This is a genomic window from Nibrella saemangeumensis, from assembly GCF_039541915.1.
GTDB lineage: Bacteria > Bacteroidota > Bacteroidia > Cytophagales > Spirosomataceae > Nibrella > Nibrella saemangeumensis.
This window is the reverse complement of record NZ_BAABHD010000031.1, coordinates 18,724-39,538: the sequence shown is the minus strand read 5'-3', so window position 1 is coordinate 39,538 and position 20,815 is coordinate 18,724. Positions and strand designations below refer to the sequence as shown.

The following is a 20,815-nucleotide window of genomic DNA, read 5'->3' as shown; positions in this document are numbered from 1 at the left end:
TGGCTATCCGGAGTAACCCGTCTTCTTTTGTCAGGTGTCCCATCTTCTTTTTTAGGTTTTGGTCCAGGTTTGATACCCATACTGATGAATGGTTTTTAGGTTTACAATTTATTTTTAAAACTTCAAAAAAGATAAAAGATCTCTGGCAACCTGAAAATCACTATCGCTTATATACCTACCATTATCTATCTGGACGTAGCCCTACTTTCGTTGTCCGCATAAATTAACTATGCTCATTTTAAATGCTACCTGTTTCCACCGAATACCAGTATACGTCCTGAAGCGAACGGTGTCATTTTCCACTTGGAGAACACCTACGCCGGAGGACTGCCCATTAAATAATTGTATTTACTTGAGCTGCTGATCATTTCATAAATAGCCTGGCTTTGATCTTTACAAACATAGCAGCGCTTGGGGCCGTTATTCGTCGAAAGAAAGAACCCACGGTGCCTCTTAAACGAATATTCAATAAAGTTTTCGTTAACCGGGTACGAAGCGCTATCTAATTTAGCCAGCTCTGCCAGGACAATGATCGCACTAGCGGGCGATAAAAAGGGAAGAATAGCTAAGGTTTCCTGAGCAGGTGTTTTTGGTTTAGGAACCTCCACCTGACCACATACGGGTACATAGGTATGCTCAACTTCTTTGTGAAACCGGCACATGATACACCACTCGCGTTCTGGTATGTGCCGACCAAAGTTAATGCCCCAGGATTTGGTTGTAGTCGCATGGAACGTTAGTGGTGGGTAATTTGCCTGAATTGTCGACCAGACATTCCGGTCATTGGCAAAGCATACTATAAGATCAGGAGGATATTTAGTCAGTTGACCTTGTTCAACAAATTGACTGTAGTCTCCGTCAAAAGCATGAGGAATATGAGCGGTAGTAGCTAAAAGCTCCTGACAGATCTGAGCTTTATTGGTCTGCTGCTCTGCGTGCTGGGCAGTGAACAATAAACTACTACTCAAATTAGGGTAATCGACTGGATCAAAATCGATGAAATGAATGGTAGAGCGCCAGTTTGTTAAACTTAGTAAATAGGCAAACGAAGAGCCGATCGCACCACAGCCTACCTCATAAACTCTGCCCAAATCAAAGGTATCCGGGTAGGATGCATCAGACAAAGTAGAATGGTCCTCGCTGTGTTCAAAGTCGAATAAGGAGTACCAACTGCTGAATCGATCCGGCTGAGCTTCCCCAATCGCTCGTCGAAATACCTCCGCCACACCCAGGCAGGCCGCGAAGGCGGGGCCAATTGGATTGTGCTTATTATACGTTAATTCGGAAACAGAACTCCGGCCAGATCCAAAACCAGCCAGCCAGCCTGATCCATCAATCCAAATTCCGTTATTTAGATGATCAACTTGTTTATTTTGACCACCTATGAACAGGTGGTAATCAGGCGTCCCCTTTACCTCCGCAGTGACAGTAAAATTCCCAAACGGATTAGCCTGACGGTACAAATCTTCCAGCAGGTCATTCAACGATGCACTTCGATTTGGGAGCAATAAGGGAGCGTCGGGACAATTCAGGTAAACCTGATTACACCAGCGGGAGAGGATGTTCACTGACAAAAGCGTCATGATCTGCCCTTCATAGGTAGCGGCTAGCTCCGGGCCAACGGTGACCGCAACACTACAATCCTGATAGCCTGATCCTTGAGGTCCAACTATCTTTAGGGTGCGATCATCACGCCTGGTTAACCAATCTGACTTGTTCATAATAGTCGACTCGAAAATCCTGAAAAACAAATTCTAAGCTATTCTCCGTTACGGCAAAATGCTTATTAACGTACGTTTTTGACAACCGCATAAAAGCATCATTCTCATAGCGATGAATACCGCACTTGATTAAGGGTAGCATGGTATTGGTACAAAAGTCAGGCACGACAATTGATAGCAGCCCCTGGCATTTAAAGGCAGCAGCTCTGTCGTCGGTCAGGGAATGCCCAACCCATTTACCTGGATGGGTATGTACTTGCCCCAGATGAATAAGGCCAGTATCGCAGAGAAATTCAACTACTTTGGCATTGGCTTGATGCCCAATCGTAATATTGAAGGGAGTAGCCATGGCATCGGGTGCAATTACGGCCGTAATTAGACAGGTATTTTCCAGCTTTTTTCCGGCCCAGTATACAATTCCTTCTGAAGCAGGTTGTAAATGGCTGTACTCTTTTAACACAGTCTGAGTCGTCGCAACTACCTCGTTTGAAATCAGGTATTGTATCGAATCTACAGGAGTAAAAGCTTTTCCCCTAACCGAATAATTATTAATTTTTCTGCATCCGGCCATGATAATACGTCTTGTAAACGATTCGGGCATTAATGGCTTGCAGGACTGCCTGCACGGTTTGCAGGCTACCCGTATACGCATTGTTTTTCCAGCCAGTAAGGTTCCAATCTGCATGGACCCCGGAAAATCCGCCATACGATTTTCTGGAACAGGGATGGCAGATAATTGGATGGGTATGAAAAAAATTACCATCCTTAGTTAAAGGATAAGCTCTTCTGATACCCATTTCCCCGCTGACTGGATCTATAAAGTCAAGTAGTGGAGGCAATTCCGGGTAGTTATCGAATTTAAAGTAAAGGATGTATACCTCCTCGTCAATCGGAGATGTGATGCGAACAGTGAAGGATAGGTCGTTTTCATCGATCGAAGAAATGACCCATCCAAACTGTTCGGCATCCTCTTCACAGGCTTGTAATTCCTGCCGAATTGTCGCTATCGAAATGGCCGGTATGACACTCATGCCGCTTTACCCAAATCAGTGAATACCAGTACAGCTCCATCTTTTAATCCGTAACTGACAATCGGTCTCTGCGGCATGAACGGATCATCGGAACTCCCTTTCAGGCGGAGTTCATACGTGCCGTCTGCGGAAAAATTAAAATGAGCCTTCACCGCCTGGATAATATCCTGGATGGTCTGGTTCTTATCAAAGTCCCGGACAAACTCCCCTTGGGCGGTCTGAATTTTTACAGTAATCGTCTGATCACTGGAACCAGGGCTGTTCGGCCCCTGTTTCGGATGTTGGTTTTCGTTCATTAGCTGTCAAAAATTAAAAAATTGCAAACCTATTTTACCACCAGTGCTATACACTCAAGGCGTTAGTAACGAGAGCTGACCAGCCTGCGTCTTAACACAACGACTCGCTGATGGTGCGTCAAAACTAAGAACCCCACCAATTTATGTCAAGTATTACCAAAAAAAAAATTGTAAAATATTGCCAAATTCGAGTAGATCAATTAATTTTTAACACTTTTGTATTCGGTAAGCCGTTGTAAGAAAATATGTTGGCTTCAAACCATGACTGAAGTAGAAAAGGAAAATTTTCATCGCCTATTAGGGGATAACATCCGCAGGGAGCGTGAACAGGCTAATCTTAAGCAGGATACACTTGCCGCCAGAATCGGATTATCCCGAGCTTCCATCATTAACATTGAAAAAGGCCGCCAAGCTCCACCCGTCTATCTCATCTGGGAAATCTCCAAGGTATTAGCCGTTCCTATTCAGAAGTTGTTCCCCACGCAAGAGCCGGATCTATGCCAAACGAAACCTCTATTGGCGTTAGATGATAAAGTTATGAAGTCTCTGGAAAAGCATTTTGAGCCCAGCGAAACGTCTATGGAGAATGTAAAGAACTTCCTGTTATCAGCAACTTTCCGTTAACCGCCAATATGTATATTAAACGTATTGAAAACCTGGCATGCTCTATCCTTCAAAAGCTGGATATAGGCGAGATCCCCATACCTGTTGAATTGATTGCCGAACGAAGAGGGCTACAAATTAGGCCATATGATTTAGGTACCAATGTTTCTGGCGTTCTTTTTCTCCGTGAAGGGGTCGGTATTATTGGCTATAATCCAAATGACTCTTATGTGAGACAGCGGTTTACGATTGCTCATGAGCTAGGCCATTACGAACTGCACCGGGCAGAGGGCGAGTTATTTGTGGACAAAGTGGATCAGGCCAAACAAGTTTATATGAGGAACGAAGATTCAGCCAGCGGAGAATTTAAACAAGAAAGAGAAGCCAATGCGTTTGCTGCGGCCATACTAATGCCAGAGAATTTACTATTTTCAGAATTGAAAAAAATTCAATTTGATCTTAATGATGAAGCCGCTTTAAAAGAATTGGCAAAACAGTTTAACGTAAGTCTCCCAGCCATAACCTACCGGCTTTCAAACTTGGGCCTGTTCTAGTGAAATTCTTCAATAATCCATTTAAATGATGTTGCAACTATGCAGCCCACTAGTGCTCATGAACAACGAATGACCACCCTACTATGTCAGGCTATTCAACAGCGGCAGGTTATCCGGATCAGGTACAATAATAAATGGCGGACCGTTGAGCCTTACCTAGTAGGCCGGCACAATGATACGGATAAGCCGACGCTACGGGCTTATTACGTGGATGCTCCCTTCGAGGATCAATCTTCTCAACGGCAACATTGGCGGCTGTTCACTGTAGCGAAAATAGAAGCAATAGAGCAAACAACCAGTACGTTCCGGATACGAGCTGATTATGACCCGGTAGATGATAATATCTTACGAGTTGACTGTCGGGCTTAGTCATTGACGTACCGTCAAAATACGTTACCAGTTTTCTGCATAGCCAGACTTACGACTTGCCTTTCTTTTTCTTCTCGTCCTTAAATAATAAAACCAGTCGCTCTGGTATGGCATAGGAGTTTGTTGGCTCAAACTTTTGGAGCAGCTTCGCATTGAAACCCGAAAAGTCCTTGTCCATGAAACTCCGGATAGACTTCTTCATTTTGAGCCGCTTTCCAGGATAGAATACCTCCTCGTTGAATTCGGTGTCAAAGAACTCGCTATCTTCCGAATAGGCGTTAGATAGCTTTAACACATAAAAGCCTTTGCTTTTCTTATGGCTTAGGTCCCAGAATGTTAGATAATTATACGTCAGCTTGGCAATACCCAGTTCGTATTCTTTAAACTTGACTGAATGCCGTAAATAGTAGCCTGGTTCAGCATCTACTCCATCCATGGCTAATTCCATTTTGGAATAATAACGGTAAAATCGCTCGTATTCGAACGGCAATACCCATAATACATAAACACCCAATGAATGGTATAGCGATGTACGTCGGTACACGTCAGCAACTGTGAGGGAACTGGCCTGCACTTCAATGGCTACTTTACTTTTCAGGGTTTCAAAATAGACATCAGCCCGCAAAATATCCTTTAGCCGATGCTCCACATCAACAAATTGAATTGCTCTCTCCCACTTTGTTTTCAGATGCCTGTAGATATCCAGTTTGATTTTCATATGCACCTCGCTTTCCCCGGCATTGTCGCAGTTGGTTAGGCGCTGATGACGAAAATAAGCAATCTTCTTTAATCCTTTATTGAGAATGACTATTGACTGGCAGTCTGGACAATGGTAGGTATGGGTACCCTTCTCTTCATCATCGGCCAGTACCTTTTTCTGATCAGAAAGTCGAATGGCACTCAGCATGTTTATTATGAAAAGCCCCTCATTGGTCAATGAGGGGCTTACAGTCAAATGAAAACTTTTTTACGTGTCGATCTAAAAGGAATCTGTATCCTTTAGCGGACAACGACTACCTTTTTCGCTACAAGCTTGTTACCCGTTCTCAACTGAACGATGAGCAGACCAGGTGCTTTATTCGGAAGGGCCACCTTCTCGAAATTCAACCGGTTGCGCCCCGCAGCAACCTTCATACTCATTCGTCGGCTTGGTATGTTTGGGGGCAAAGCGGGCTGAAGTGGACAAGACAAAGATTAATGCAACTGCAAAGAAGTACGATAGAGATTTACAATTCATTGAGTTTAGTTGTTACGGTATAGTGTTTGGAGAAGCTGAGTGCGATATAGCCCACCGAGAAGTCATTGACCTGATTTGCTGTCACTATACATAAATCTGTTTCCTGAACACAAGCAGGCTAAGGATGGCTTTTTAGAAAAACCTCCGTTTAGATAACAGAAATAGGTAGTGATTTACCGCCGGCTCTAAGGCTTTACTGGCTTCAATAAATTAAGGACTTGGTTCTACAAGTGAAATTATTGTTGCGAGCGTAAAATAAGACCAGCAGAAGTATAGATACGACTGGAAAGGGAACCCTGAGCGGGCGTAATGAGCAAATAGTAAAGAGCTTTCATGTATAAGTTACGGTGCAAAATCAGCCACAAGGATAAATACAGAAATTTACGTATGCAAGTAAGTTAATTATAAAATTTAAGAATATTTTATTAAGTTATTGAATCTCATTAGTTTATTGAAAATTGTTTTAATTAACATATGGCAAACAAATAAAGCCAATAATTAAAGTAATCTACCTATAAATATGGTTGTGTTCCATAGAGTAATACATGTACCAATTCAACATTGAAGCAACGAGCCTTGCCAGTATGTAATACCCTAACAGCTAGATACAAGTAGTGTAATGAGGTTAAACATGGTGGAGATAATTTACCACTAAATCTCAGTAATCGGCTCGGATAAGTTGCTGATGAATGGGCTTCACCTGTAGATAGTGTTGTCGGTTACGATCAACTGCCAATGTACGATATGAGTTGCTCGGCTCATTCAGAGACGAAGTCGCTGCAGCACCTCAACTAAACTAATCATCTGCTCCGGCCTCCAGAGATCAGGCCGTTTTCTACGACTGTAATACGAATCTTGTGAAATATCGGCCTGTTCCAAAATAAGGCGCAGGTAATGGGCATTTCCCAGTCTTTGATTCAGAGACTCCTGCGCCTGCTGAAACGCCAGTAGACTTTCTCGGTCCTCCTCACAACCCAAGGTATTAATAAGCCGATCGACATCTTCGGTCGTTAACGGACGATGTCCCATACGCTTCAGGTAGACACTCCCCGCACTGCCGGATAACAGCTCGTCCGAGGCTGATGATGCCAGTTCATTAGCCTTTTTTCGAAGGGTAAGGTATTTCTGTGCTGCCTCTACTATCTGCTCGTCAGTAGTTCCCAGTTCCGCCATACAATGCCTTATGTCTGTATTTGCTGGGAACAATATTACAGAATTTGCATCCATTTCTCTGTCAATTATTGTAATAGGAGGTTAACAGGGTCAGCAAACAGAGGCTGGCCTTCTCGGCGTTGGAAAGGGGACGAAAGTCTCTTAACGCATCCACGTCCAGCAGGTTGTTGATTTCCTGGAGTGAACTAGCCAAGGCTGAAGTGTCAAGCGCCTGAGCTGGCAAGGCATTGCTGCGCTGCCAAACCTGACGATTCCGGAACTGTCGGGCGCAATAGGTTTCGTGGTAAATATGCCACCAGGCTTTCACCAGAACACGCAGGTGCATCGCTGGCCGGCGGCTAAAGACAACGGGTACGTTGCCAAACGCCCAGCGCCTGGCCAGCTCCACCTCCACGGAGTTGAACAGGATTTCAATTTGTAGCTGCTCTTTCATCGCGTTTAAATTTCTACCAGGATGGGCTTATTAACCGGACGGTACTGCTCGTTAAGCAGAGCCGCATTAATAAAGCTGGTCTTCACATTTATCTCTGACGTACAGCCATACCCGTTATGGATATGCCCAAATACGTGAAGCATTGGGTTAAGCAGGTTTACCCGGTCGAGTAAATCCTTACAGCCAACGTTATCCCCCGTACGGACGGACCCACCCCGCCCTATCACCTCATCAAGGATACCAAACGGAGGGGTATGGGTTATCAGCACGTCCGTGTTCTGGGGGATCATATCCCAAAGCGCCTGCGCCGGCTCTCCCCGTCGGTACATGAAAGGCCAGTTCATAAACTCGGGCGAATAGCTGGATCCGTAGAAATTCACCCCGTCAATGCCGATGCTTTCGTGGTGCAGGTACCAGATGTTATACCTGGCCAGCAAGTTGCGTAACGTTGCCATATACGAAGCCTCAGCTTCTAGAATGCGGTCATGGTTGCCACCTACGAAGAGTTTATGCGGGATGTGTTTAAAATCCCTCAGCCAGGTAAGAAATTCTTTCAGATTAGGAAAACTACCATCGGCGGTGATATTGCCGGCATGGATGAGCACGGCCGCATCAATCGATTGAATCTGGTCCGTGAAATGCGAGTGCTGGCCATGCGTGTCACTAATGCAAAGTATTTTCATAAGGGTATTACGAATTAAGGATAAGTTGTTCCAATAAAGCGCCAAGGCGTGCAGCACAATACCTGTTTACCGTTTTGTTCCTGCCAGTGCCAACGTTGAGGATAATAGATAATATAAGGGTCACCGGACGGGCCTGACTCAATCAGTCTTTTGTATGCTTGTTCCGGATTCATAATGGTAAGAAAACAGTATATATTTTGTATTCAGGTACCGACCGTACGACGTCCGCATTTATGTCGGTACCTGAATCAGTAGAATAATTGTAATTGCTCGGTTAAACCCACGGCCTTCGGAGTCCGTACCTGGTTCAGCCATTCCTCCTTCTCAATGATTGTCTGCCACAGAGCAAAGAATGGCTCCAATTCTGACCGTAGCAGGTACTTCGCCACGTCCGGATATAAGCGAAGGGTTGTGTCTGATCTTGCGGCTACGAGTCTAATTGCGGCCTCTATACACTCTTCTTTGGTTGCATAATGAGGGTTGCTGGCTCGGATGTTATGATCCTGGTTATGGTAGAGATAACCCCTCGGGTCATGACATGGTAAAAGGCCTACCGTGTGGTAACAGCCGTTTCGGCTGCCGCAGTCGGTCACATGGCCAAACCAGATATTACAGCCAAAACGCCACCCGGCTGGGAAGTGCCGGCCATCCTGCCAGGCGTGGCGACCGGTACGCCGGGGCGGCCCGGCATCTTCCCAATAACCGTAGTAGATTTCAAACACAAAGGTAACCGGCCCCGCAGTACGGTGGGGTTATCACAAAGCGGGTCGTTGCTGGATATCCAGCTATACTTCGTTTTCTTCATGGCTCAGACGAAAAGTTCGGCCTGGGCAGCCTCACCCTGCATCACTGCGGCCGACGTACCCGAAGGGTCGAAAACTCCTCGTTGCGCGTAGAGACTGAACTGAATTAGCTCCGAAATGCCGCAGGTCAAATCCCCTTGAGTATAGGCAGCATGAAAGTAGGCTTGCAGCGGCCGACAGCGTAGAAACTTGCCGTTAGCCCGATGAACAGTTGTTTCCAGATGCTTCTTAAATTCCTCCGGATTCTCCACCGTTACACACTCCAGTGCTTTGAGTTGCTTTTGCAGGTAATCCTGAAGCTTGTTTTTAGGGTGCTGGTAATTGGTAATCTTGGCGAAATACATAGCTGTTGAGTTTTGGTTAGTCGGTATCCTCCATATTCATCCACTGGGCATCCTCCGCGTCTCATTGCTGTTGCTGCAACGCCTGTTTCAGCCGGTCCCGGTGTTCAATCAGAAAGTCAGTAATGTCAATTTCAGCCTCGAACGATTCTCCGTTTTTACCCCACTTGGCAACGAAGTTCTGCTTGAAATCCTGATAGAGCGCCTGGGCAACGTGCTTGTTGCCAAAGATGTTCAGACAGATCATCAGGGCAGCCTGCGCGGGACCGCTCCCACCGTAGCCCCACGCCGGGCCATCTGGACTATGATTCCGAATGGCCTGACTGTCGGCCAGATTCGTTAACTCCTTTCCGTCCACATACAGATGATTGTCGCCCAGACTGCGGCAGGTGCCTTTAATGGAAAAGGCTGTTTTCTCAAGGGTGAATTCGGGTGCTTCCATGTTCTATGCACGGATCATGAAACCAGTTGGGCCTTCCAGGAGGAAGGAACAAAGCCACTGCGCTGAATGCCCTTCAGCAGACGTTGGTACTTCTTACGACCACCTTCGATGCAGCCACGAGTTGCCGATGCCTCAAAGTAGAACACCTCATAGGGGGCTTTCTTCTGGACACCCAGCAGCACAAACCGGCTGGCCTTGGCTACGCCGTCAAGGTAGAAGGCTGCCTGCCGGTCGTAGGCGTACTGCTCACAGGCACTCAGGAACTCGCCGTAGCCTCGGGCGCTGGTGGTCTTCACATCGACAATCAGTTCGGTAGCCTCTACCCAAATGTCGGTTTGGCATTTACAGGGCAGGCCAGTCTGGGGATCGTCCCAGAGCCAAACCTGTTCAACAAGACCTGTTTCCAGTACCTTGCTGGCAAAGCGGTTTTGGCATACCGAATCCCGCATGGCGTACAATGGCTTTCGGGTCGCCTGAGGAATAGCCTGCGGCTCGCTGCCTTCCAGCAGCAGGGCGTGAAACAACGTACCAAAAACCTGCGCGGCCTGAAATGACTTCTCGGGTTTAGTCGAAAAAAGCTGATTGCGGTATTCGGTTAGGTCTGAGTTGGCGTATCGGGGTAAGCTGCGGTAATCCATACGGGGAGAAGGATAAGGCAGGTCAGAGGCTCGCTGACCTGCCGAATGATTAGAAGGAAAGGATAGTAAAAAAGGGTTGCGTGTGAATGTTGCCCAGCCAGCGTACCTCGTCGCGCACCTGGTCAAGGCTCATCTGCGGCTCAATGGTTTCGCCCTCGTCGTCCGATCCGGCCAGCAGGGCAATACCATGAATGGGCTGGCCATAGCTGCCGAAGGAGAAGGCGGGTAGTTGCGGCTCAACGTACAGGGCATCATCGTCCACAATTAAGGCATCGCCGTTACCCTGCCGGGCACAGAAGTCAATGCAGCGGCAATTAATAATCCGGTACAGGTCAGTCAGGGACGCGCTGGTTTCAACGGGTTCAATCGTCTGCGTCGTTGGGTCAATTTTGATAAGCCTCATCGGAGTTAGCAGTTAGAGAGAAAAATAACAGCCCGGACTTTCCCCCGCCGGGCCAATCGGGTCACTCACTCAATGCATTTTCCGGCAGACCGGACAGAGTAGACGGGCCTTCTTGCGATTCTTCAGCTTGCGTTCAAGGTCTTTGCCTCCTGCCCATTCGCGCACAATGTCAAAGGCAATCCCTAGTCCTACGGCATGAGCCAGCAACTTGGCTCCCTTCTTCTTGCGGTGGTAGTACAGACGGGCTTCCACGTTTGCCGCCCAGCCGATGTAGTGCTGAGCGTGACCCGCAATCGGGGTTTCGAGGTGAATCAGATAAACCGTGCCTTCCATGTCTTCCACCGCCTTGATTAACAGTAGAAAGATACACCCTTTTTACACAAAAACCAAATAAAATATAAGGAAAAAATGTAAAAAATGGATTGTTTTTGGATTACGTTAAGGCTGTACCCGCAACTTTTGTCCCCTTTCCCACTTAGTTCATTACCTTTGTGGCCATCGAGGTCAGGGGCAACCCTGTCTCAAACGCTTTTAATTAACAAAGCAGAAGCCAGCCCAAGTGGGCTGGCTTCTCTCATTGGTGGCTATTCCTCCGCTACCGGCCCTTCCGGTAAGGCGGCTGGTGGTTCGGGCAATCCTTCCCCGTTCGCATAGGGATGGTAGTAATTATGGGCGGTGGTGATGTTGGCAATGTCGCTTAAGGTTTCCTGCCGGAAAATCGGCGTTTCCTGCGCGAACTGCTTTAACTCGCTGGTTCGCTCCACGTCCGCCATTTTGTAGCTGAACGTGGCGATGTAGTACACGCCCTTCGGCTGGACTTTGGTGTTCTCCTTCTTCTCGGCTACGGCAGTAATCACCACATCAGCCAGCGTCAGATCGTCATAGAACAGGGGTTCAATCAGCCGGTAAATGTTGTCTACCGAAAAGCCATGAAACAGCACCGCTGATACGGCCCCCTTCTCGTCAATGAAGAACAACTCGGCCCAGTTCTTCACGCCCATGTTCAGAATGTTATCCGTGAAGATGCGCCAGGCAATCGGCTGGAAGGTGAGCGAGCGGCCGTGCGACGGACCGCCCAGCTTCTCGGTGCCGTTGATGTTGAATACACCTTCCTTGGCATCGAAGCGGTACTGCCGGGGATGCCCTTCGAGGTACTTGTACTTGTTAACTACCTGCCCTGCTGCGTTTAAGCTCTGGTAGGGCTTCAAGGTGTTTGCGGTTGTTTCCGCTGCGGACGTGTTGGGCTTTGCCATAAAGAGTAAAAAGGTTGGAATCGGTCGGCCGAAGCCGGGGGATAAAGAAAGCGGCCCGGTCTATGCCCGCCGGGCCATCGGGCAACTGGTTACCGGTAGGACTCTAAGACCTGTTCAATCATCTCGTCGTACATCTCCTGAGAGATAGCGTTAGCGGGAAGCTCCACGCCGTTCAGTCGCACCTTCGTAATCTCAACCTCCGGCCCGTAACCGGGATAATCGTAGTCGGCTGGTTCGCCGGGAGTGTAGCTGTACTCAAAGTCAAAGGGTACTTCTTTTTCCAGTGTCATCGGTCTCAAACGCTTGATTAACAGTATTAATATAGCCCTTTTTTACATAAAAAACAAAAATAAATACCGGAAAAAACGTAAAAAAAGGGACGAGAAGAAGTTGCTTTTTTGGCGCGTCGTCCTAACCTTTTATCCCCTTTCCAAAAGATGTTCAGAAAAAAAGGTGCTTGAATTGATGGCAGGAGATCGATTCCTCTTGAGGTGTAAGAAGCAGGGCAGTTTATATAAAGGAAAACCCCGCCTGGCTACGAGCGGGGTTGTTCAGTCAGAAAGGATGCTGTTTCGCCTGGGGCGTTCCGGCTGCCTCAGCATTTTACGCTGCCGGCTCCCGCTTGTTAGTACCAGCCATGCCGCTGACCAGCATCATCACCGTATTAGCTTACGCCTTTCTGGCTGTGTGTTGAGGTAAATGTACGAGATTTCCCTTGGTGGAGACTATTTCTTCTTTTTCGTCTTTGGCTGCGGTGGATTCTGGAGCAACTGCCGTCGCTTCTCGAATTCTTTCCGCTCCAGGGCGTATACCTGGCAGGTCGCTGGATAGGTTTCGCTCATGGATTTGACGAGCTTTTCAATGCGGCCAGTGTGGGTAAAAACCTTCGGCTCCTCCTGGCTGGGCTGATCCATGGGCACCATTTTGCCCGGTACGCTGAGGTAGTATTCGCGGCCAATAGCATCGGCCAGGTTAATTACGAATGCCATGGTAAAATAAGTTGAAGCGAAAAGTTAACTCAAGCGTTAATTTCTAGATAAAGGGGTCGGAAGTTATCCCACCCCTTAGCGACGGTACCGCGTAAACGTTACATCAAATCCGGGCTGGCGTTTTCCTCGCTGCTGTTCTCCGTATCCGGCTTTTGCAGGATTTTCCGACGGTTGTTAAACTCGGTCTGCTCGAGGACATACAGTTGGCACGTAGCCGGATACCTGTCGCGCAGTTGCTCCATTTTCTTCGCTGCCAGTTTGTAGTTTTTAAACTCTTGAGGCTGCTGCTCCCCTGGCAACGATAGCTTACACATGCTTCCATCAGCGGCCAAAAAGAATTCCTGGCCACCCCCATCTTCAAGGTTTATGACATAGATCATTGGTGCTGACTCCGGGTCTAGGATTGGAGTCTCAGCAAAGGTAAGCGCCGAAACCCCATTCACTTCCACATAACCGGTCAGGCTCAGCGGATAGATCATAAAGTCAGTGTAAAATTTCTCGTTGCCTGAATAGGTAATCTCTTGTACGTGGGTGATGGAGCCGCCGAAGCGGGCGGATTGGTTCAGGTCAAAAGTGGCAGGCAGTAATTCAGTCGGGACCAGATACGCAGAGCAATACGGCAACTTGTCCTCTTCAAAAATTATCTCCTCAGCCTGCCGGCCAAATCCATATTCTTCCATCACCGTTAAAAAGAGGTCGAGGTCCGTAAACTTTAGCGCTTCCCGTTTCATTACAGTTTTCGTTTAAGCTGGCGATCTGGTTCCTGATTTTTGATCACCGGTCTGGCGTCCGGATTCAGGGGCTGTTTCTCCTGGCGAAGGCCCCCCGGTTCTTGTACATTTCTGGCCTGCCTTTCAAGCTGAATCGCCTGGCTGAAGGCAGGTGTTTGCTCCGTCATTACGCAGACTCCCTGCTCCAGTTTAATCTCCGCCTGCGTTTTAAGAAAGCCGAACGGCTGACGCTCGACGAGCAGGAGCCAGCCGGTAAACTTATCCATTTCGGCCAAGTTCCGCACCTGCTGCAGGGAGCGGGCCATCTGAATCGCCGAATTACCGTTCAACAGCACGTTGCCGACATCGTTCTGAATAGCATAGCGAAACTTATTGCCTACCTTGACTGCCTTGGTCAGGTCCAGGTTAAAGTCTTTGCCGCAGGATTTATCCAGGGCGATCTTTTTCTCCATCTGAGTCACCTCCAGCAACAACCGGCTCATCATCGACAGGGCCTGGGCTGACTCAGGGATGCTAATCTGAAACTGCTGGCCACTGCGGCCGATGTTGATTAGTTGAGCGCTCAGCTCCTTTTGCCCAAGCGCGTCACCTTCCGAGCGGACAAACTGAGCCTGCACATTTTTGTTGAACAGGTCGATTCGCTCCAGGATTATATCGCGGCCGGCTTTGTACTTTTCCTCCTCCGGAAGCAGATACGCAACGCGCTCGGGCGAGGCAACCGTTGCTGTCAGCGGAAAGCGGGTAGCCGTAAGCTGCTGGACAAACTGAAGATCAAACCGGTGACCCTTGGCATCGTTATCAAAGCCCAGCCGGATCTGCCAGTTGTCGGTTTTCTCAAAGGAGCCGATATACCGGGTAATGGTGTTAACCTGCTGGCCGGTGAGCTGGCCACCGGTTGAGAAATACACCGAATCAAATGCCTCATCACCCCGGATGCTGCGTAGCTGCCGGTGGGACAGCACATCGACGGCGCTTTCCATAATGTGGAAGTAAGTTGCTTTCGGCGGAGGGTTCGACACAAAAACGCTACCATAACGGTCGCTGCCTGGTGCGTGCAGTTTGATACTCTGATTGCGGAGCTCCAGTCCGGTGACCTCGGTCGACAACCCGTTGTAATACGGAAAGGCCACGTTGGAGAATGTGATGTACTTCCGATCCGGATTCGCCTTCACCGATTGATACGGTTCGGTATGCCCGGTTTCCGGATTCAGGTAGGCAATCTGGGCAACAATTTTTCCGGCGAACTCCGGTCGCTCCAGCGTTTGCGGGGCAATCTGTCGGGTAGTCAGATAGTTTTGGGGTTCCAGCGGCCTGATGTCGAACTGCTCCTTGGTGAAGGGCTGTTTGGTGCCTGGCTCGGAGAGCCGACCGGCCATTTTACTGTTCTGGCTGACCTGGTCCGGATCAATTTTCAGGTAGTCATAGAGCACCGCCGTGATGTTTCGGAACTCATGTTCACCCGGCCGGTTGAAAGTGGAAAACACGGTCGACAACCGGTTACGGATAAAATCGATAATGGTGCCGGAATCCGAGAAGTCACCGGCCCGCTGATAGACCTGCTGGGCAGCATCCTGCGGGTTCTTGATGATAATTGTGTCTTTGTAGCCCGGGTGCTCCAGAACCGGCCGGCTGCGGCCTTTGTGAGGCAGCGGCTCATAGCCGTACTGCACAGCCAGTTCGATAATCGATACGTTCGACCGCAGTTCCTGAACGGGAATTAGGTTAGGGAATCGCTCCTTTAACTCATCAAACTTTGTCATTGGGATGGTGGAAAATTACCCGAGGTGATGCTTAGTGGTTTTTGATACGTTCTGGTCGGGCTTCTCCTCTAACAATTGCTGCATCTGCTCCCGCTGAAAATGGCTGACGGTGGTTTGACCGGTGGCCACCTCCTGGCTTTTGGTCAGGTCGGTTTTGGCTCCTTCGTTATTCTGTGCCAGTTGTTCCCGGTATCGCTGATCCGGACGAAGCTGAACGCCTATGGGGCTGATGTCGGTGAACTGAAGTTCTTTCTGGGCGGCTGAAATGCTGACCGTTGCCGTGAAGGATTCCCCCTGTTTGTCGAGCAGGCCGCTCAGCCGAATAGCATGGCCGTTGGCGAGTTGCAGTTGCTGATCGCGCGTCAGGTCAATACCCAGCAGCTTGGTCGGCAACATTTCCGGCCGCAGCCGCCACAGTTCGACGGTATTGGTTTGCGTATCGACCCGAAGATACGTCGGCACGTAATCGCCTTTGTCGGCCAGTAACAGCGGCCGCGATAAGGCGCCCTCTTCAGCCAACTCTTTTTTCTCCCTTTCCGACAGCTTTACGCCACCTACTTCATCGGGAATCGTCAGGCTGCGCAACGCCGGCGTAATGCGGATATCCGGGCCATTTTCCGTCAGGATAACACGCAGACGTCCTTCCATCTTCAGTTCATCGGTTAGCCAGATGGTGGCCAGGTCGGTCTGCTGGCCGCTGTAAAGCGCTTTTTTTAACTGAGGGAGTTTATCCAAGTGCTCCGGAGGATACCCCAGTTGCGTGAGCTTTGCTTCAATTTGAGCTTGGTAAGGCTCCAGCTGCCGGCGCATAACGGCCGCAGCTTCCTCGGCACTTAAAAAGTTGTCACTCTGGGCGAATTGCCAGGCCTGCTGTCCCTGCAGGGGGGTGGGTGCGATGTTGTCATAACCATCAGCCTGCTGCCGGGCGTATTGTAAGGATTTTTCCATGGATATACGCAGATGTGATTAGTGATTACTAACTACTACTTCGGTAAATGTAGGAAATTCATTTATCCTAAATACACATTCTGCATTTTTGTTTCAAAAAAAACACACATGTAGCATATACTTGTTTTTTGGACACCCAAACGCTTGCGTGTTGGAGGAGGAAACTGTTGCCCAAATCGCCTTTCAGCGGCCATACAACAAAAAAAAGCCCATTTCCGTGGGCTTTTCTGAACAGGTAGTGGTTCGCATTATGAGAGGTCGAACTCAGCAGGCATTGGCGTATCCGTTTCGGCCGACGGAATAATTTTATCCTCAAGGGGAATGTATCCCATTTGTCGAAGCTGCGTGCTCAGCTCGCGATACTCGCTCTCCAGACGCTTGCTGAATTTTACGACCATGTCGTTAATTACCAACAAATCATTGCCGGATGGTACTACCATGGGGGCGTTGCTGTTATCGGGCAGTAGAATCCAATCCAGATTGTAGCCTTGCGATCGGTAGAAAGTCAGCACTGTGATCAGAGTCTCCCAGCTTCCTTTGCCGGACTCTAGGCGCTGCATCTTATACGGAGGAATACCCGCCCTTTCGGCAGCATCTATCAAGGTAAGGTTCGTACCCAATCGCTCGCTTAGGTGGGAGCGGAGACTAACTAATCGCTGTGCTACAAGGGCTTCGATCATTTCTTGTATTTGATATTAAGGCGCGAAACTTCCGACTGAACAAGATTGGCAATATCCTCTTTAATTTTCAAGTAATTCGCCTGGACTTTTGCATCCAATCCCGAATTCTGAGGGGTGAAATTAGTAAAGTTGGGTAACTCCCGAACCTTTTGTTCGCTTTTGAAGTCGGCTTCGTCAATGGTTACCCGGGCGTGAAAGGCTTTGCGTTCACTTTCTTGACCGGCATTATCGGCCACAACACCGACTACCCAGCCCTGAGAAAGCATACCGATTTTGGCAGCCGGTGCCATGAAGTTCAATTCGGTCGATATGCCATGCGTAGTGTCTTCCGACTGAATGTTCAAACTCTGCTTTCGCTGAACATTTTTACCTAGCCGGTTCTGCATGGCCTCGGCCGTCTGGCCCGTCACCTGGCCACTGATGACGTTGCCACAGGTATTCTTGATGGTATCAGCTTCGATTTTACCGTAATCTTTCTCCAGCTGGGAGTAGTCCTGCATGCCGATGGTGACGGCTACCCGGTTGCTGCGGCCGGTGGCAATCAGCTTGGCGATTCCCTTGAAATAGATAGTGGGCAGCTCATCGACGACAATGGATGAAGGATGCTGCTCTTCTTTGTTAATCAGGCTCAGGATCCGGAAATTGAACAGGCCCAGTGCTGCACCGTAGGTGTCTTCCAGTTCGCCATTGTTGCCCAGGCACAGAATCTTGGGAGCCTTCGGATTATTAATATCCAGCTTGAAGTCGTTGCCGCTCATCGTCCAGTACAGCGCCGGGCTGGCCAGCCGTGCTAATCCGATTTGCGCCGATGATATCTGACCTTCCAGCTGGTCCATGGCTCCACCCTGATAAGCCGAGGCAAAGGGAGCCATGTAGGCGGCAATGTCTGGCCGGTCCATCAGGATCGGCAATAGCTCCCGGTAGTTGCGACTGACGAGCTCCACCAGGTGTGGGAAGGTGCAGTACTGGCCCTTGTCGTACTGACGCAAAAACCAGATCAGCGCCGTGACGTAGTTGATTGGCGATTCAATGAAATATTCGCCCTGTTTGGTGATCCACGTTTTGTTGAGGTTCAGCAGTACCGTGCGGGCACTCTGAAAGGCGTGGTCGATCCGGGGCAGGTAATCCGGATGGAGCGGGTTGCACCGATGCGATTTTCGCGGGTCGTCAAAGTTAATGCAGTAAAATTGAATGCCTGCCGGCAGCTTTTTCTGATGGCGTAGCATGGCGTTATAGGCCACCAGTGACAGGGTAGGAAACTTGTAATCATACACGTACATGGAAAAGCCTTTAGCAATGTGCTGACGAATGACGCTGTTGATAATGCCGAAGGACTTACCCGATCCGGGTGTACCCATCACCAGTGTTCCTCGGAAGGGAGCCGACAGGTTAATCCAGCCGCTGCGGGTTTTGCCCTGGTAGATATATTGGGTTGGCAGATTTACGGAGTACTCGTTTTCCAGTTTGCGTTCCTCTTGGGGAAAGGTTTCGTTCTCCTGATTAAAAACATCTCCGCCCAGTTTAAATCCCAGGAGCCGGTTAATGCCCTGTGTCCCCTTTAGCAAATACAGCACTCCGCCCAGCGTCGCTACCAGGTAGACTCCGCTAATGGCTGGCACCGACGTCAGCTCCAGTAGCCACTGGCTGTTCTGGCGTAGCATCAAGGTGCTGCCCAGATAAAGTATCAGTCCAATGAGAATGGCCCGAATGACCTGACCGGCTTTGAGGCTGGTCGACTTAACGCCCCGGCTGGCACTGCCATACGCGCCGATGCAGGCTCCGGCCAGCAGCTTCAGCGTCCAGGGCGTCGCGAATAGTTTAGAGCCACTGGTTAGCTTTCCCAAAATCTGGTCGGATACCGGTGAAGCAAAGCCGTAGCCGGAAAAGAAGCTGTGGAGCTCTACGTAACAGTGCAGCGCCAACAGGATCAGGCCTGCCCATAACAGCATCTCCAGTTGTTTGTTGAGTTCTCGTCTATCGTCTCTCATGACAGTCGTGGTTTTTGACGTGATTTTTTAAGCATTCGTTTCAATTCCTGTTCACCTTCGTGGACACCGTCATCGGCGCTGAGTGCATACAGTAACTGGCGTATCAGATCAGCCTGGCCGTAACTTTCGGTCTCCTGGGCCTGTACTGCCTGCGCCAGCTTTGCTTCCTGGCGAAGGGAAGGGGATTGCGCCTGAAGCGTCGGCGGCCGAAGTGGGGAGTACTCCTCACCCAGAGCCTGTTTCAGTGAGCCTGCCGTAAAGACTTTACCCAGTTCACTGCCGGCATATATAGCGCGGCTTCGAGTATCCAGAAATGAGATGCCAAACAGATTGCCGTCTTTCGTCAGGTGCGGAATCGCCCGTACGTTTATCCTCAGGAGCCGCTGTTGAAAATCATTCCAGTCCCTGCTTTGACTCAGGATTGCATCCGCAGCTTTTCGCAGGCTGCCGGCCCGGTCTCCCTTAATTTTCTTGCCGGCTTTCATCCGGCGCTCGACGACTTCCATCGTAGGCCGGTAAGGCAGACTACTGGCTTTTAACGATGGCCCCACCGCTTTGCCCTCCCCATCTAATGCGGAGTACTTCAGCCCCCGTTTACTGCCATCCAGCACTACCTCCACCGCCTGCACGTTATAGATCTTCAGCAGTTGGCTGTACTGTGCGAACGTGCTAAAGTGAAAGTCTTTCAGTATACTCTGTACCACCGCAGAGACATCCCGTTTTAAATCACCTTCACCGTAGTGAACCGGTCGGAGTTCTGACCGCTGAGGTCGGAGAGCAGCGTGCTCGGCTATCTGCAGACCGAAGTCTTTTTCAATCTGCTGGCGAAGGGTGTTCGACTTTTCCCGCTCGAACTTATCCGAGATTTTCTTGCCGGTTTCGTCCACCCGGACCGAGACAATGTGAATATGCGGGTGCTCGGTGTCGTGGTGCTGATAGACGGCATAAGGCTGACGGCTGTAACCCATGCCCAGCATGTACTGGTCGGCGATTGCCAGCAGATCTTCCGCCGGCACCACCTCCCCTTTCGCCAGCGCCAGGCTTACGTGAAACGTGGGCAGTTTTACCCGTTCGCTCAGGGCGGCCCGGTCTTCCAGTTTGCCGGCAACCATGGATGGCGTGAGCTGCTCCGTGGCCAGCCGGATTCCTTCAAAGTTTCGCAAGGCCAGGCGCTGGGCTTCCCCTTTACCAACCTTCTGTTCGTTGTAGAAAACAGCCCCTGCCGGCGAGCTGCCACTGCTAATCCTCGTAATCATAAACAGGCACATTAACGGGATTAGTTGTGCCACAAACCACGCTCATCATCTGACGAAACTGCGTTTCCAACTGCTGTATTTTGCCAGCCATCGCGGACACTTCGCGTTGTAGATCGTGGTAGTCGGTGGTGCTATTAATGCGCCGGGAAGACTGATTTATATTGACGCCAATGCGCAACAAATCATTACGCATTTCCCGAATTATTGACAGCGCAACCTCCTGATATGTCTCCGTTTCGGTCTTCATGGGCAACGGTTTTTCTAAGCAGACGTAGCGGATGAAGGTCGACAGATTCGGTGTAGCGGTCTTTCCTTTCAATCTCTTGAGCTCCTTATATTCATCGTGACGAAAGCGAACCTGAACGAATCGGTCGCGTTTTTCTTCTTCGGGCTTCTGGGGTGCCCCTCCCCGGTAAAGTTGCTTTTCCATACGTGATTTTGGGTTTAAGCAGGCCGACTTCGGAGGCCTGCAGGTTAGAGCTC

At 49.4% G+C, this 20,815-nt stretch carries 28 protein-coding genes; 3 read left to right on the top strand and 25 right to left on the bottom strand.

What is annotated here, in order from left to right; all coding sequences use genetic code 11:
• Window positions 1-314: 314 nt before the first annotated feature.
• The 4 genes from ABD949_RS16520 to ABD949_RS16505 are packed head-to-tail and all read right to left on the bottom strand — an operon-like array spanning window position 315 to window position 3,048.
• The gene (locus ABD949_RS16520) at window positions 315-1,721 is read right to left on the bottom strand and encodes a ThiF family adenylyltransferase (protein ID WP_345244964.1); all 1,407 of its coding nucleotides are present in this window, start codon (window positions 1,719-1,721) and stop codon (window positions 315-317) included.
• A complete protein-coding gene (locus tag ABD949_RS16515; protein WP_345244963.1) occupies window positions 1,690-2,292 on the bottom strand; it encodes a hypothetical protein in 603 nt (200 codons plus the stop codon). The genes ABD949_RS16520 and ABD949_RS16515 overlap by 32 nt, the downstream gene beginning before the upstream one ends.
• The gene (locus ABD949_RS16510) at window positions 2,270-2,752 is read right to left on the bottom strand and encodes a hypothetical protein (RefSeq protein WP_345244962.1); all 483 of its coding nucleotides are present in this window, start codon (window positions 2,750-2,752) and stop codon (window positions 2,270-2,272) included. The genes ABD949_RS16515 and ABD949_RS16510 overlap by 23 nt, the downstream gene beginning before the upstream one ends.
• Window positions 2,749-3,048 (bottom strand): hypothetical protein, encoded by a 300-nt coding sequence (locus ABD949_RS16505; RefSeq protein WP_345244961.1) that lies wholly within the window; start codon window positions 3,046-3,048, stop codon window positions 2,749-2,751. The genes ABD949_RS16510 and ABD949_RS16505 overlap by 4 nt, the downstream gene beginning before the upstream one ends.
• Window positions 3,049-3,309: 261 nt before the next feature.
• Here ABD949_RS16505 and ABD949_RS16500 point away from each other — a divergent pair, with 261 nt between their 5' ends.
• The 3 genes from ABD949_RS16500 to ABD949_RS16490 all read left to right on the top strand — a co-directional run bounded on the left by ABD949_RS16500 (window position 3,310) and on the right by ABD949_RS16490 (window position 4,574).
• Complete coding sequence (locus ABD949_RS16500) at window positions 3,310-3,672, top strand: helix-turn-helix transcriptional regulator (RefSeq protein ID WP_345244960.1); 363 nt, start codon at window positions 3,310-3,312, stop codon at window positions 3,670-3,672.
• An 8-nt stretch (window positions 3,673-3,680) separates the two neighbouring features.
• Window positions 3,681-4,205, top strand: a complete 525-nt coding sequence (locus ABD949_RS16495) for an ImmA/IrrE family metallo-endopeptidase (RefSeq protein ID WP_345244959.1) — start codon at window positions 3,681-3,683, stop codon at window positions 4,203-4,205.
• 69 nt (window positions 4,206-4,274) lie between these two features.
• The gene (locus ABD949_RS16490; RefSeq protein WP_345244958.1) at window positions 4,275-4,574 is read left to right on the top strand and encodes a WYL domain-containing protein; all 300 of its coding nucleotides are present in this window, start codon (window positions 4,275-4,277) and stop codon (window positions 4,572-4,574) included.
• A 49-nt stretch (window positions 4,575-4,623) separates the two neighbouring features.
• Here ABD949_RS16490 and ABD949_RS16485 read toward each other — a convergent pair whose 3' ends face one another.
• The 21 genes from ABD949_RS16485 to ABD949_RS16385 all read right to left on the bottom strand — a co-directional run bounded on the left by ABD949_RS16485 (window position 4,624) and on the right by ABD949_RS16385 (window position 20,762).
• Window positions 4,624-5,481, bottom strand: coding sequence for a competence protein CoiA (locus tag ABD949_RS16485; protein ID WP_345244957.1), 858 nt, complete (start codon window positions 5,479-5,481; stop codon window positions 4,624-4,626).
• Window positions 5,482-5,573: 92 nt separating this feature from the next.
• Entirely contained in the window at window positions 5,574-5,708 is a 135-nt protein-coding gene (locus ABD949_RS16480; protein WP_345244956.1) for a hypothetical protein, read from the bottom strand.
• Window positions 5,709-6,573: 865 nt separating this feature from the next.
• Window positions 6,574-6,984 carry a hypothetical protein gene (locus ABD949_RS16475; RefSeq protein ID WP_345244955.1) on the bottom strand — a complete coding sequence of 137 codons (411 nt, stop codon included), beginning with the start codon at window positions 6,982-6,984 and terminating at the stop codon, window positions 6,574-6,576.
• A 61-nt stretch (window positions 6,985-7,045) separates the two neighbouring features.
• Window positions 7,046-7,417 carry a hypothetical protein gene (locus ABD949_RS16470; protein ID WP_345244954.1) on the bottom strand — a complete coding sequence of 124 codons (372 nt, stop codon included), beginning with the start codon at window positions 7,415-7,417 and terminating at the stop codon, window positions 7,046-7,048.
• 5 nt (window positions 7,418-7,422) lie between these two features.
• Complete coding sequence (locus tag ABD949_RS16465) at window positions 7,423-8,100, bottom strand: metallophosphoesterase family protein (RefSeq protein WP_345244953.1); 678 nt, start codon at window positions 8,098-8,100, stop codon at window positions 7,423-7,425.
• 248 nt (window positions 8,101-8,348) lie between these two features.
• Window positions 8,349-8,822 carry a hypothetical protein gene (locus tag ABD949_RS16460; RefSeq protein WP_345244952.1) on the bottom strand — a complete coding sequence of 158 codons (474 nt, stop codon included), beginning with the start codon at window positions 8,820-8,822 and terminating at the stop codon, window positions 8,349-8,351.
• 86 nt (window positions 8,823-8,908) lie between these two features.
• The gene (locus ABD949_RS16455; RefSeq protein WP_345244951.1) at window positions 8,909-9,247 is read right to left on the bottom strand and encodes a hypothetical protein; all 339 of its coding nucleotides are present in this window, start codon (window positions 9,245-9,247) and stop codon (window positions 8,909-8,911) included.
• A 61-nt stretch (window positions 9,248-9,308) separates the two neighbouring features.
• A complete protein-coding gene (locus ABD949_RS16450; protein ID WP_345244950.1) occupies window positions 9,309-9,686 on the bottom strand; it encodes a DUF6166 domain-containing protein in 378 nt (125 codons plus the stop codon).
• A 14-nt stretch (window positions 9,687-9,700) separates the two neighbouring features.
• Window positions 9,701-10,324, bottom strand: coding sequence for a PD-(D/E)XK nuclease-like domain-containing protein (locus tag ABD949_RS16445; RefSeq protein WP_345244949.1), 624 nt, complete (start codon window positions 10,322-10,324; stop codon window positions 9,701-9,703).
• Between the two features lie 49 nt (window positions 10,325-10,373).
• A complete protein-coding gene (locus ABD949_RS16440; RefSeq protein WP_345244948.1) occupies window positions 10,374-10,727 on the bottom strand; it encodes a DUF3846 domain-containing protein in 354 nt (117 codons plus the stop codon).
• A gap of 69 nt (window positions 10,728-10,796) precedes the next feature.
• On the bottom strand, window positions 10,797-11,060 hold the full coding sequence (locus ABD949_RS16435; RefSeq protein WP_345244947.1) for an endonuclease: 264 nt from the start codon (window positions 11,058-11,060) through the stop codon (window positions 10,797-10,799).
• A 251-nt stretch (window positions 11,061-11,311) separates the two neighbouring features.
• Window positions 11,312-11,980, bottom strand: coding sequence for a hypothetical protein (locus ABD949_RS16430; protein ID WP_345244946.1), 669 nt, complete (start codon window positions 11,978-11,980; stop codon window positions 11,312-11,314).
• Between the two features lie 89 nt (window positions 11,981-12,069).
• A complete protein-coding gene (locus tag ABD949_RS16425; protein WP_345244945.1) occupies window positions 12,070-12,270 on the bottom strand; it encodes a hypothetical protein in 201 nt (66 codons plus the stop codon).
• 435 nt (window positions 12,271-12,705) lie between these two features.
• Window positions 12,706-12,969, bottom strand: coding sequence for a hypothetical protein (locus ABD949_RS16420; RefSeq protein WP_345244944.1), 264 nt, complete (start codon window positions 12,967-12,969; stop codon window positions 12,706-12,708).
• 98 nt (window positions 12,970-13,067) lie between these two features.
• Window positions 13,068-13,700 carry a hypothetical protein gene (locus ABD949_RS16415; protein ID WP_345244943.1) on the bottom strand — a complete coding sequence of 211 codons (633 nt, stop codon included), beginning with the start codon at window positions 13,698-13,700 and terminating at the stop codon, window positions 13,068-13,070.
• Window positions 13,700-15,460 carry a toprim domain-containing protein gene (locus ABD949_RS16410; protein WP_345244942.1) on the bottom strand — a complete coding sequence of 587 codons (1,761 nt, stop codon included), beginning with the start codon at window positions 15,458-15,460 and terminating at the stop codon, window positions 13,700-13,702. The genes ABD949_RS16415 and ABD949_RS16410 overlap by 1 nt, the downstream gene beginning before the upstream one ends.
• Before the next feature lie 15 nt (window positions 15,461-15,475).
• A complete protein-coding gene (locus ABD949_RS16405; protein ID WP_345244941.1) occupies window positions 15,476-16,408 on the bottom strand; it encodes a DUF3945 domain-containing protein in 933 nt (310 codons plus the stop codon).
• Between the two features lie 248 nt (window positions 16,409-16,656).
• Window positions 16,657-16,848, bottom strand: a complete 192-nt coding sequence (locus ABD949_RS16400) for a hypothetical protein (RefSeq protein ID WP_345244940.1) — start codon at window positions 16,846-16,848, stop codon at window positions 16,657-16,659.
• A 236-nt stretch (window positions 16,849-17,084) separates the two neighbouring features.
• Complete coding sequence (locus tag ABD949_RS16395; protein WP_345244939.1) at window positions 17,085-19,076, bottom strand: YWFCY domain-containing protein; 1,992 nt, start codon at window positions 19,074-19,076, stop codon at window positions 17,085-17,087.
• Window positions 19,073-20,332, bottom strand: coding sequence for a relaxase/mobilization nuclease domain-containing protein (locus ABD949_RS16390; RefSeq protein ID WP_345244938.1), 1,260 nt, complete (start codon window positions 20,330-20,332; stop codon window positions 19,073-19,075). The genes ABD949_RS16395 and ABD949_RS16390 overlap by 4 nt, the downstream gene beginning before the upstream one ends.
• A complete protein-coding gene (locus ABD949_RS16385; protein WP_345244937.1) occupies window positions 20,316-20,762 on the bottom strand; it encodes a plasmid mobilization protein in 447 nt (148 codons plus the stop codon). The genes ABD949_RS16390 and ABD949_RS16385 overlap by 17 nt, the downstream gene beginning before the upstream one ends.
• Between the last annotated feature and the right edge of the window lie 53 nt (window positions 20,763-20,815).

What these genes read in the sequence shown, in the direction of transcription:
- ABD949_RS16395 (WP_345244939.1), bottom strand. Translation starts at nt 19,076, where the DNA reads ATGAGAGACGATAGACGAGAACTCAACAAACAACTGGAGATGCTGTTA.
- ABD949_RS16445 (WP_345244949.1), bottom strand. Translation starts at nt 10,324, where the DNA reads ATGGATTACCGCAGCTTACCCCGATACGCCAACTCAGACCTAACCGAA.
- ABD949_RS16385 (WP_345244937.1), bottom strand. Translation starts at nt 20,762, where the DNA reads ATGGAAAAGCAACTTTACCGGGGAGGGGCACCCCAGAAGCCCGAAGAA.
- ABD949_RS16520 (WP_345244964.1), bottom strand. Translation starts at nt 1,721, where the DNA reads ATGAACAAGTCAGATTGGTTAACCAGGCGTGATGATCGCACCCTAAAG.
- ABD949_RS16470 (WP_345244954.1), bottom strand. Translation starts at nt 7,417, where the DNA reads ATGAAAGAGCAGCTACAAATTGAAATCCTGTTCAACTCCGTGGAGGTG.
- ABD949_RS16505 (WP_345244961.1), bottom strand. Translation starts at nt 3,048, where the DNA reads ATGAACGAAAACCAACATCCGAAACAGGGGCCGAACAGCCCTGGTTCC.
- ABD949_RS16480 (WP_345244956.1), bottom strand. Translation starts at nt 5,708, where the DNA reads ATGAAGGTTGCTGCGGGGCGCAACCGGTTGAATTTCGAGAAGGTGGCC.
- ABD949_RS16400 (WP_345244940.1), bottom strand. Translation starts at nt 16,848, where the DNA reads ATGGTAGTACCATCCGGCAATGATTTGTTGGTAATTAACGACATGGTC.
- ABD949_RS16405 (WP_345244941.1), bottom strand. Translation starts at nt 16,408, where the DNA reads ATGGAAAAATCCTTACAATACGCCCGGCAGCAGGCTGATGGTTATGAC.
- ABD949_RS16440 (WP_345244948.1), bottom strand. Translation starts at nt 10,727, where the DNA reads ATGAGGCTTATCAAAATTGACCCAACGACGCAGACGATTGAACCCGTT.
- ABD949_RS16490 (WP_345244958.1), top strand. Translation starts at nt 4,275, where the DNA reads ATGACCACCCTACTATGTCAGGCTATTCAACAGCGGCAGGTTATCCGG.
- ABD949_RS16515 (WP_345244963.1), bottom strand. Translation starts at nt 2,292, where the DNA reads ATGGCCGGATGCAGAAAAATTAATAATTATTCGGTTAGGGGAAAAGCT.
- ABD949_RS16475 (WP_345244955.1), bottom strand. Translation starts at nt 6,984, where the DNA reads ATGGCGGAACTGGGAACTACTGACGAGCAGATAGTAGAGGCAGCACAG.
- ABD949_RS16485 (WP_345244957.1), bottom strand. Translation starts at nt 5,481, where the DNA reads ATGCTGAGTGCCATTCGACTTTCTGATCAGAAAAAGGTACTGGCCGAT.
- ABD949_RS16410 (WP_345244942.1), bottom strand. Translation starts at nt 15,460, where the DNA reads ATGACAAAGTTTGATGAGTTAAAGGAGCGATTCCCTAACCTAATTCCC.
- ABD949_RS16420 (WP_345244944.1), bottom strand. Translation starts at nt 12,969, where the DNA reads ATGGCATTCGTAATTAACCTGGCCGATGCTATTGGCCGCGAATACTAC.
- ABD949_RS16425 (WP_345244945.1), bottom strand. Translation starts at nt 12,270, where the DNA reads ATGACACTGGAAAAAGAAGTACCCTTTGACTTTGAGTACAGCTACACT.
- ABD949_RS16430 (WP_345244946.1), bottom strand. Translation starts at nt 11,980, where the DNA reads ATGGCAAAGCCCAACACGTCCGCAGCGGAAACAACCGCAAACACCTTG.
- ABD949_RS16450 (WP_345244950.1), bottom strand. Translation starts at nt 9,686, where the DNA reads ATGGAAGCACCCGAATTCACCCTTGAGAAAACAGCCTTTTCCATTAAA.
- ABD949_RS16495 (WP_345244959.1), top strand. Translation starts at nt 3,681, where the DNA reads ATGTATATTAAACGTATTGAAAACCTGGCATGCTCTATCCTTCAAAAG.
- ABD949_RS16510 (WP_345244962.1), bottom strand. Translation starts at nt 2,752, where the DNA reads ATGAGTGTCATACCGGCCATTTCGATAGCGACAATTCGGCAGGAATTA.
- ABD949_RS16415 (WP_345244943.1), bottom strand. Translation starts at nt 13,700, where the DNA reads ATGAAACGGGAAGCGCTAAAGTTTACGGACCTCGACCTCTTTTTAACG.
- ABD949_RS16500 (WP_345244960.1), top strand. Translation starts at nt 3,310, where the DNA reads ATGACTGAAGTAGAAAAGGAAAATTTTCATCGCCTATTAGGGGATAAC.
- ABD949_RS16455 (WP_345244951.1), bottom strand. Translation starts at nt 9,247, where the DNA reads ATGTATTTCGCCAAGATTACCAATTACCAGCACCCTAAAAACAAGCTT.
- ABD949_RS16390 (WP_345244938.1), bottom strand. Translation starts at nt 20,332, where the DNA reads ATGATTACGAGGATTAGCAGTGGCAGCTCGCCGGCAGGGGCTGTTTTC.
- ABD949_RS16435 (WP_345244947.1), bottom strand. Translation starts at nt 11,060, where the DNA reads ATGGAAGGCACGGTTTATCTGATTCACCTCGAAACCCCGATTGCGGGT.
- ABD949_RS16465 (WP_345244953.1), bottom strand. Translation starts at nt 8,100, where the DNA reads ATGAAAATACTTTGCATTAGTGACACGCATGGCCAGCACTCGCATTTC.